We start from the raw sequence: 6,803 nt of genomic DNA, 5'->3' as shown, positions 1-6,803 counted from the left end.
CGCGTCGGACACCGCAGGCGCATCCGCCGGTGGCTGCTCCGGCAGATCAGAAAGGGATGGGGCGGCGGACTCGCATCGGTCCTGCGCCGCCCCGGAGGCGTCAGCAGACGCCCCCTGTTCGGAGGCCAAGGGCTCATCACCCGCGGATGCGGACGGAGCTGGTTTATGCCCGGCCTCGCGCTGTGCCTCCGGTTGCTGTTCGATCACTCCGCCGCGGCTCTCGCGCTCGACGTGGCCGTGGTTGAAGCCGCGGCCCTTCGCGCCGGTTAGGCGGCTCGCCACGTTCGGTTTATCTATTGGCTTGGCATTGTCGGGGCCGACATGGTCGCGCAGTTCCTCGGCGCTGTAGACGCCAAGCAGAACATCCGGGAAATAGGTGCGGCAAAAGTCCCGGCTCGTGTTGTAGTAGAGCTGCAGATCGGGCTTGGTCTTCCACAGAGGCGAGTTCTTCGGTTGGATCTTCGCAAATTGCGGCGACGTGTATTCCAGCGTCTCGCCGGTCTCGCGCAACGTCGCGGTGACGGTGCACGTCCTGGTGTCGCCTTCTCCGGCGAAGGTGTGACGCAGCCGGCCGACGATCGGCGCGCGCTGCTCGATCACGGCGTGCACGAGCTGGGACTCGTAGCCGATCCGGTCATTGACCACGTAGGACTTATTCGCCACCGCGAACGGCGAAAACCGCCATTCCAGCGCCTGGATGCAGACCGCAAGGCACATGCCCGGATTGCCGCGTAGATGCTTCGGCACAGCCGTTTCGGCGATGGCCATGCACTTGGCGAACTCCATCACCTCCACCATGTTCTGGAAGCGCAGGCCGCCGAGCGCGTCTGAAACCTCCAGCGAGCTCGCCGCGACGCGGTCGATGCGGTCTTCAATGCGTGCGATGTCGGCCATGGGTTACTGCGCCTCTGCGAGTTCTAGTTCGTGGTCGATACGGTTTTGCGCCCATGACGGAAGCGCCAGATACTCGGCGTCGGCGCCGCCGGGGCCGTGCCATTCGCCGGTGGCGAGGCACTTGGCGAAGGTCTTCGCCGCGACAAAGTTCTGCCGCTCGCCGCGCGCGAGGTCTTCATCCCGCAGTGTGACGATGCGGGTGCAGTAGGGAGGCTTCTTCTCGACGAACACGAACGAGAAGCTGGCGACGTCGCGGCCCGTGATGGCGTGCCAGCCAGCGGCGATCAGCGCGGCTTGCTGGTGGTAACCGTTCTCGGCGATGGTCCGGGCCAGATCGGCGGTCTGAACGCTGGTAGTGGTCTTGAGGTCGGCGAAGTCGCCGGCGTCGTTTGGGATGGCGTCGGGGCGCGCCTTCAACCAGATGCCGGTGTCCTTGCAGCGCCACACGATGGTTTGCTCGATCGCGCCGTTCAGAATTCCGGCCTCGATCAGTGGATGGGTAGCAAGCGACTTGGCGAGGCCCCGGATTGTCTCAAGCTGCGATTTGAGCAGAACCGTTCGGCCCTGGGCCTCCTGTTCAGCCTTCCACGCTTTGGCGGCGTCGGTGCGCCACGAGTCCCACTTGTCGGGCCTGACAACGTACAGCGTGTTGAAGTCGTCTTCACCAAGGAGAAGGTGATGCGCGGCGCGGCCGAACACCAGCGGCTCGGATTCGTCAGGATCGATCCGATCCGGGTTGTACGGGCTTTCGCACCAGTAGTGCGCCGGGCTCTGACTGGCTATCTTGCGCAGCCCAGAGGACGAGATAGACGGCGCGTCGCACAGATTGGCGCCGTGATACACCTCCATCGGAACGCCGCTGTAAATGCCTGGCGTGCTGATCGGCTTGCCGTCCCAACGCTGCACCTTCATCGTGCCATTTCCTTCTGAATCGCGTGCTCGATACCGACGTTGAGCTGCGTGGCCTGGTCGAGGATTTCGGCGAACGACAGCTGCGCTGATCTGATCATCGGGACAGAGTTGGCGCGGACGCCGGCTTCAAGCTTGATCATGGCGTCGGTGAAGCGGTCGGACAGCAGCGACATTTCGTCGGCGGCCCAGCGGAGGCGGTCTCCGATCGGAGTCTCGGCGGATTGGATGGTGACGAGGCGGCAGGTCATTGCCACGGCCTCCCGAACGCGCCGCAGTATCCATCTTCAGCTTCGTAAGGTACCCGCCAACGCCACGCCATGCAGTCAGATCCTACACATCTCGTCTTCTCTGTTGTAGACCCGTCGTACCAGCGATTGTAAGCGGCCCCGCCGTTCAGAACTCGCGCGAGCGGGCACCATTGCATCTTGGCCGTTTCCTCTGTGTAGTAGCTCATTGTCCCATCCCTCCCAGCGCATGAAAGATCGCTTCGCTGTTCACGCCGATCGCGGCGAGAACGATGATGAAGATCGCCACGACTAACTCGGCGGCGAATAGTCCGGTGAATTGCATCTCCGCGCCCCTATGCCATGCCGTTGATGATCTTGCCGGCCGCATCTCGGCTCATGGACGGGGGGGGCGCCTTCGAGAAGAGCGACACGGGCGCGGAGCGCGGCGTTCTCGGACTCAAGCATGTCCACGATCCCAAGAGCCTCGTTCACGCCCGAGAATGGGCCGTGAGACATGCCTAGAACGTCTCGATCTGGATGATCAAAACATGCCTTGTGGGCCGCACGCAGAGCATTCAGGGCAGCGGTGTAGTACGGGCGATCACCTGCGCTCATGACCGCACCTTGGCGAGGATGGCGCGGGCGCGACGGCTATGCTCACGCTCAATGCAGAGAGGGCCGCCAATCTGATCTCGATCGTCCCGAGCAGTTGTGGCGCTGACCTCGCCGCATCCATCGCAAAGTTCGCAACCGTCATCTTGGTCTCCGTCATTGTCGACTAACAGCGACTTCAGCTCCCCGACCATCTCCTCGAACAGGTGATCGCGGTTGACGGCGCGGACGATCAGGGCGGCGTCAGCAGGCCACACGGCATCGGCAGACGGATTTCCGGGAATGTGCGGAGCCGCGACGCAGTTCTGCGTGGCCTCCGAATAGATGCGATTGATCTCCGGGTCATAGCTCCACGGCCTCGGTGTCGCCTTGCTGATATCGGCCATCACGCGACCTCCACTGGCTTGCCGTCGACTAGGCGGTAGAATGTGTTCGGCTTGATCCCGTCGCGACCAACAAGGCCAGCCCACACGGCTAACAACTTGCCTCGATCAGGACCGTATGCATCCAGCCGCTCGGCAAGAACGATAGCTCCCGTTTCATTCAGCCATTGCCTTGCCATCAATTCCAAACGCAGCGGCAATTGACCATTGGCCGCTGGCGGTGGCCGCGCCCTGGGTGCCGCTGGCGGTGGCCGCGCCCTGGGTGCCGCTGGCGGTGGCCGCGCCCTGATAGCCGCTGGCGGTGGCCGCGCCCCGGGTGCCGCTGGCGGTGGCCGCGCCCTGGGTGCCGCTGGCGGTGGCCGCGCCCTGGGTGCCGCTGGCGGTGGCCGCGCCCCGGGTGCCGCTGGCGGTGGCCGCGCCCCGGGTGCCGCTGGCGGTGGCCGCGCCCTGATCGCCGCTGGCGGTGGCCGCGCCCCGGGTGCCGCTGGCGGTGGCCGCGCCCTGATAGCCGCTGGCGGTGGCCGCGCCCTGATAGCCGCTGGCGGTGGCCGCGCCCTGATAGCCGCTGGCGGTGGCCGCGCCCTGATCGCCGCTGGCGGTGGCCGCGCCCTGATAGCCGCTGGCGGTGGCCGCTTCGTTGTCGCCAGTCGCGACCGGGCCATCGGTCCATTTCGCCCGATCAAATACCCACTTCACCGCGCGAGCGGCAAGATCTGAAATGGAGAGTTCGACCTTCAAGGTGATCGACGCTGACGCCAGCTTATTGTCGTCAGCGTCGCGCTCGCCATCCTGCACAACCTCGGCAAATCGCGAAGTAGGCGGATAGTAATCAAAGACCGAGAGTGGATGCTGATCTTCTGGGCAGGCGTGGAACCCGTTGCTGCACGCCTTGATCGGCCCTTTCACGGTGTACGTCTTGCCGAACTCGAATTTGAATCCTCTGCACGAAAGGTCGCGATCAAATCCTTTGATCGACGTGACCGGCGGCAGCGCGTCGCTCGTCTTCTTTTTCCCCATGGCCCTCACTCCTCAAAGATTGCGTCGGTGTCGGAGAAGTCGCGACCGGCAGCGGCACGCTTTGGCGCTGGGTCTTCTCCGCCGAGTCGTTCGATAATTTCGAGCGCATCACTGATCGCGCGATTGTAAGCTAGCTCGTCCGGGCTCATGACACTGGGGTCACTACCGCCGAGCGCGTTGATCTCTTCCCAGGCGAGATCAAGGGCGGTGATAGCTATCATGGCTCATGCTCCCGCGCGCTTGGAGATGACGTAGCCGAATTTATTCAAACCGATGATGATGGCATCGGCCTTAATGTAGCTGCAGAAATCAGCGGCAATACTGGCTCGCGCCACCTCCATATCGACCTCCACCAGCTCATCGCTCTGCTTGATGAGCTTGAGGCCAAGCGTTTGTGCGGCGATCTGCAGTTCCTCAACGACAGTGTCGCTATCGACCGTTGGCGCCCAATCGATGAACTCGTCCAACAGCTGCCAATTCGTCTTCTCGACCGGATTCTCCGGCTCTTCCGGCGTCCACACGCCAAGCTCGATCAGCAGGTCGATAATTGTACTTAAGGCGTCTGGATTATGGGGCGCGCGGTGCGCTCTCGCGATCTCTTGAAACCGCGACATAGCCTCTTCCTTCGTCTTGATCGCCATCACGCAGCCCTCCGGAACGAGTTCGCCGCCTGGATCGACACGAACGACTCGACGAACTCGTATTCGTCTTGGCTGAGCGGCTCGGCGCGATCGGCCCAACGGGTCATGACGGCGCGGGCGATGTCCTTGGTCGCATCGCGCGACGTGCCGGCGTCCAGGTCGATCTCGATGATCTGGCAAACCGCCTTCGGGTCGATCTCGCCCGACACGATGTCCGTGATCGTCTCGGATCGGGACAGGTCGGTGAGGTTGTTGCGCTCCAGCAGATAGCCGCCGGCGTGATGGGCGCAGATCACGATGTAGGACGGGGTGGGCAGGGTGTTCATGACTCAGGCCTCCACCGGCTGATGGGTCAGCGCGTTCTCGGACAGTCGCTTCATCGTGGCGACAAGCGGATTCAGAAAATCCGTGTCGATGCCGTCTGCGCGGCCCGCATCGATCACGTTTGCCAGCGAGGCCATGAAGCGGTTGAGCTTCGCCTGCTCAGGCGACGGCATCGCGTCGATCGACGCTCGCGCCTCCGTGATGGCTTCTTCGAACGTCTCGCCGGTGAAGACCGAGATATCGCGGTCCCACAAGTTCTTTGCCGACTTCGGCAGAAAGAACACGATGCAGAATCTAGCATTCGCTTCGATTTGGAATTCGACGCTCGGGCTGATGCAGCCTTTCGCCGTCAGCATTGCCGGTAGCGGATTGATTGCAGCATAAATCTCAGAAATCGTCGTGCTGCGGTCCGTGGTGCTCATGTCGCGGTCTCCCCTTGCGATGGGGAGACGATAACACAGGTTATCGTGACGTCAATAAGAAAAGTTATCGACGCTGAAAATAATTCGGGTTATAGCTTCGGCATGGCCGAAGCACCCTACATGCCGCTGTACGTCGGGGATTACCTCGGGGACACGCAGCACCTCACCACCGAGCAGCACGGCGCCTACCTGCTGCTGTTGATGACCATGTGGCGGACAGGCGGCCGCCTTCCAGACGACGCCGGAAAGCTCGCCAGAATCGCCAGAGTCACGCCGCGGCGGTGGCCGCTGGTTTGGGAGGTCGTCGGGGAATTCTTCACCGTCGCCGACGGTGCGGTGACGCAGGGAAGGCTGGAACGGGAGCGCCAAAAAGCCGCTTCGATATCGCAGAAGCGGAGCAACATCGGAAAGCTCGGAGGCCGCCCTAAGTCTTTGAATAACAAAGAACATGACAAAGCAAAAGGTTTCGATTTGCTTAAGCAAAATGAAACCATTCATACCAAACCATACCAAGATAGAAAGAAAGAGGGAGCTATCGCTCCCTCCAAAGAAGCTGATCCTGCCGGTCTTGGTGGTGACCTCTTCGGCGATGAAGCCTCTCCTCCGGCACAACCTCAGTGCTCAACCACAACCACAGAAGAAACGCGCGCGGGCGCGAATTTGCCGGCGGTGGTCGGAGGCTCCGGAGCGCCCCGCGCGGCCCGCAGGAAGGCCGGCCATGCGCTGCCGCCGGATTGGCAGCCATCCGACGCCGATTGGGCCTACGCCGCTCAGAAGGGCCTACAGGCCCCGCAGATCGAGCATCAGGCCGAGAAGTTCCGGAACTACTGGCACGGCAACCAGAGCCCGAAGGTCGATTGGGCGGCGACGTGGCGGAATTGGATTTTGACGGCGATTGAGCGCGGCGTGAACCGGGGCGGCGGCGTGCCAGCGGCGCCGCGCGTTTCGGCGACAGATTCGGCGATCGCCGGCATCATGAAGGGCTACCACGCATTGAAGGAAAGGGAGCGGAATGAGCAATGATCTGGCTGCGCCGATCGGTGGCGCGGAATTGGAACGGGCGACGGCCGGCGCGACCAAGGTGTGCGCGGTCGCTCGAGACACATTCGAGGCGGGCTCGACGGGGGTCGCCGGGATGCGGGAGGCCGTCGGACAGATCGACGCCGCGATCGCGTTGTGGAACGGGCCGGACGGCGCCGCTGCGGCGCGCGCGTCGGCACCGGCTCAACCAGAGCAAATCGGAGCCGCGCTCGCGCTGCTGCTCAAGGGCATCCCGAAGACCAAGGACGAGGACCGCGAGGTCTTCGGCCAGCTGCTTTTCGAGGGAATGTGGGCTGGGGCTAAGCCCGACGATCGGCGGGGCTGATGGCC

11 protein-coding genes are annotated in these 6,803 nt (G+C 63.2%); 2 read left to right on the top strand and 9 right to left on the bottom strand.

Features of this window, described 5'->3' with window-relative positions; translation table 11 throughout:
* From I5M_RS31030 to I5M_RS22055, 9 genes are all read right to left on the bottom strand, one after another.
* Positions 1-894: recombinase RecT (locus I5M_RS31030; protein WP_083909652.1), on the bottom strand; the 894-nt coding region annotated here is incomplete at its 3' end.
* A gap of 3 nt (positions 895-897) precedes the next feature.
* The gene (locus I5M_RS22100; protein ID WP_051048810.1) at positions 898-1,806 is read right to left on the bottom strand and encodes a PD-(D/E)XK nuclease-like domain-containing protein; all 909 of its coding nucleotides are present in this window, start codon (positions 1,804-1,806) and stop codon (positions 898-900) included.
* Complete coding sequence (locus I5M_RS22095) at positions 1,803-2,054, bottom strand: hypothetical protein (RefSeq protein WP_022723394.1); 252 nt, start codon at positions 2,052-2,054, stop codon at positions 1,803-1,805. The genes I5M_RS22100 and I5M_RS22095 overlap by 4 nt, the downstream gene beginning before the upstream one ends.
* Before the next feature lie 590 nt (positions 2,055-2,644).
* Positions 2,645-3,031 carry a hypothetical protein gene (locus tag I5M_RS22080; RefSeq protein ID WP_148287938.1) on the bottom strand — a complete coding sequence of 129 codons (387 nt, stop codon included), beginning with the start codon at positions 3,029-3,031 and terminating at the stop codon, positions 2,645-2,647.
* A 153-nt stretch (positions 3,032-3,184) separates the two neighbouring features.
* Complete coding sequence (locus I5M_RS32885) at positions 3,185-4,045, bottom strand: hypothetical protein (protein ID WP_051048809.1); 861 nt, start codon at positions 4,043-4,045, stop codon at positions 3,185-3,187.
* A 5-nt stretch (positions 4,046-4,050) separates the two neighbouring features.
* The gene (locus I5M_RS22070) at positions 4,051-4,266 is read right to left on the bottom strand and encodes a hypothetical protein (RefSeq protein ID WP_022723390.1); all 216 of its coding nucleotides are present in this window, start codon (positions 4,264-4,266) and stop codon (positions 4,051-4,053) included.
* Positions 4,267-4,269: 3 nt separating this feature from the next.
* The gene (locus I5M_RS22065) at positions 4,270-4,686 is read right to left on the bottom strand and encodes a hypothetical protein (RefSeq protein WP_022723389.1); all 417 of its coding nucleotides are present in this window, start codon (positions 4,684-4,686) and stop codon (positions 4,270-4,272) included.
* On the bottom strand, positions 4,686-5,012 hold the full coding sequence (locus I5M_RS22060) for a hypothetical protein (RefSeq protein ID WP_022723388.1): 327 nt from the start codon (positions 5,010-5,012) through the stop codon (positions 4,686-4,688). The genes I5M_RS22065 and I5M_RS22060 overlap by 1 nt, the downstream gene beginning before the upstream one ends.
* A 3-nt stretch (positions 5,013-5,015) precedes the next feature.
* The gene (locus I5M_RS22055; protein ID WP_022723387.1) at positions 5,016-5,432 is read right to left on the bottom strand and encodes a hypothetical protein; all 417 of its coding nucleotides are present in this window, start codon (positions 5,430-5,432) and stop codon (positions 5,016-5,018) included.
* A 102-nt stretch (positions 5,433-5,534) separates the two neighbouring features.
* Here I5M_RS22055 and I5M_RS31025 point away from each other — a divergent pair, with 102 nt between their 5' ends.
* Positions 5,535-6,455 (top strand): DUF1376 domain-containing protein, encoded by a 921-nt coding sequence (locus I5M_RS31025; protein WP_022723386.1) that lies wholly within the window; start codon positions 5,535-5,537, stop codon positions 6,453-6,455.
* A complete protein-coding gene (locus tag I5M_RS22045) occupies positions 6,445-6,798 on the top strand; it encodes a hypothetical protein (protein WP_022723385.1) in 354 nt (117 codons plus the stop codon). The genes I5M_RS31025 and I5M_RS22045 overlap by 11 nt, the downstream gene beginning before the upstream one ends.
* Positions 6,799-6,803: the final 5 nt, after the last annotated feature.

The sequence above is a fragment of the Rhodopseudomonas sp. B29 genome, from assembly GCF_000333455.1.
Taxonomy (GTDB): domain Bacteria; phylum Pseudomonadota; class Alphaproteobacteria; order Rhizobiales; family Xanthobacteraceae; genus Rhodopseudomonas.
The sequence above is the reverse complement of the archived record's forward strand: the minus strand, read 5'-3'. Positions and strand labels throughout refer to the sequence as shown.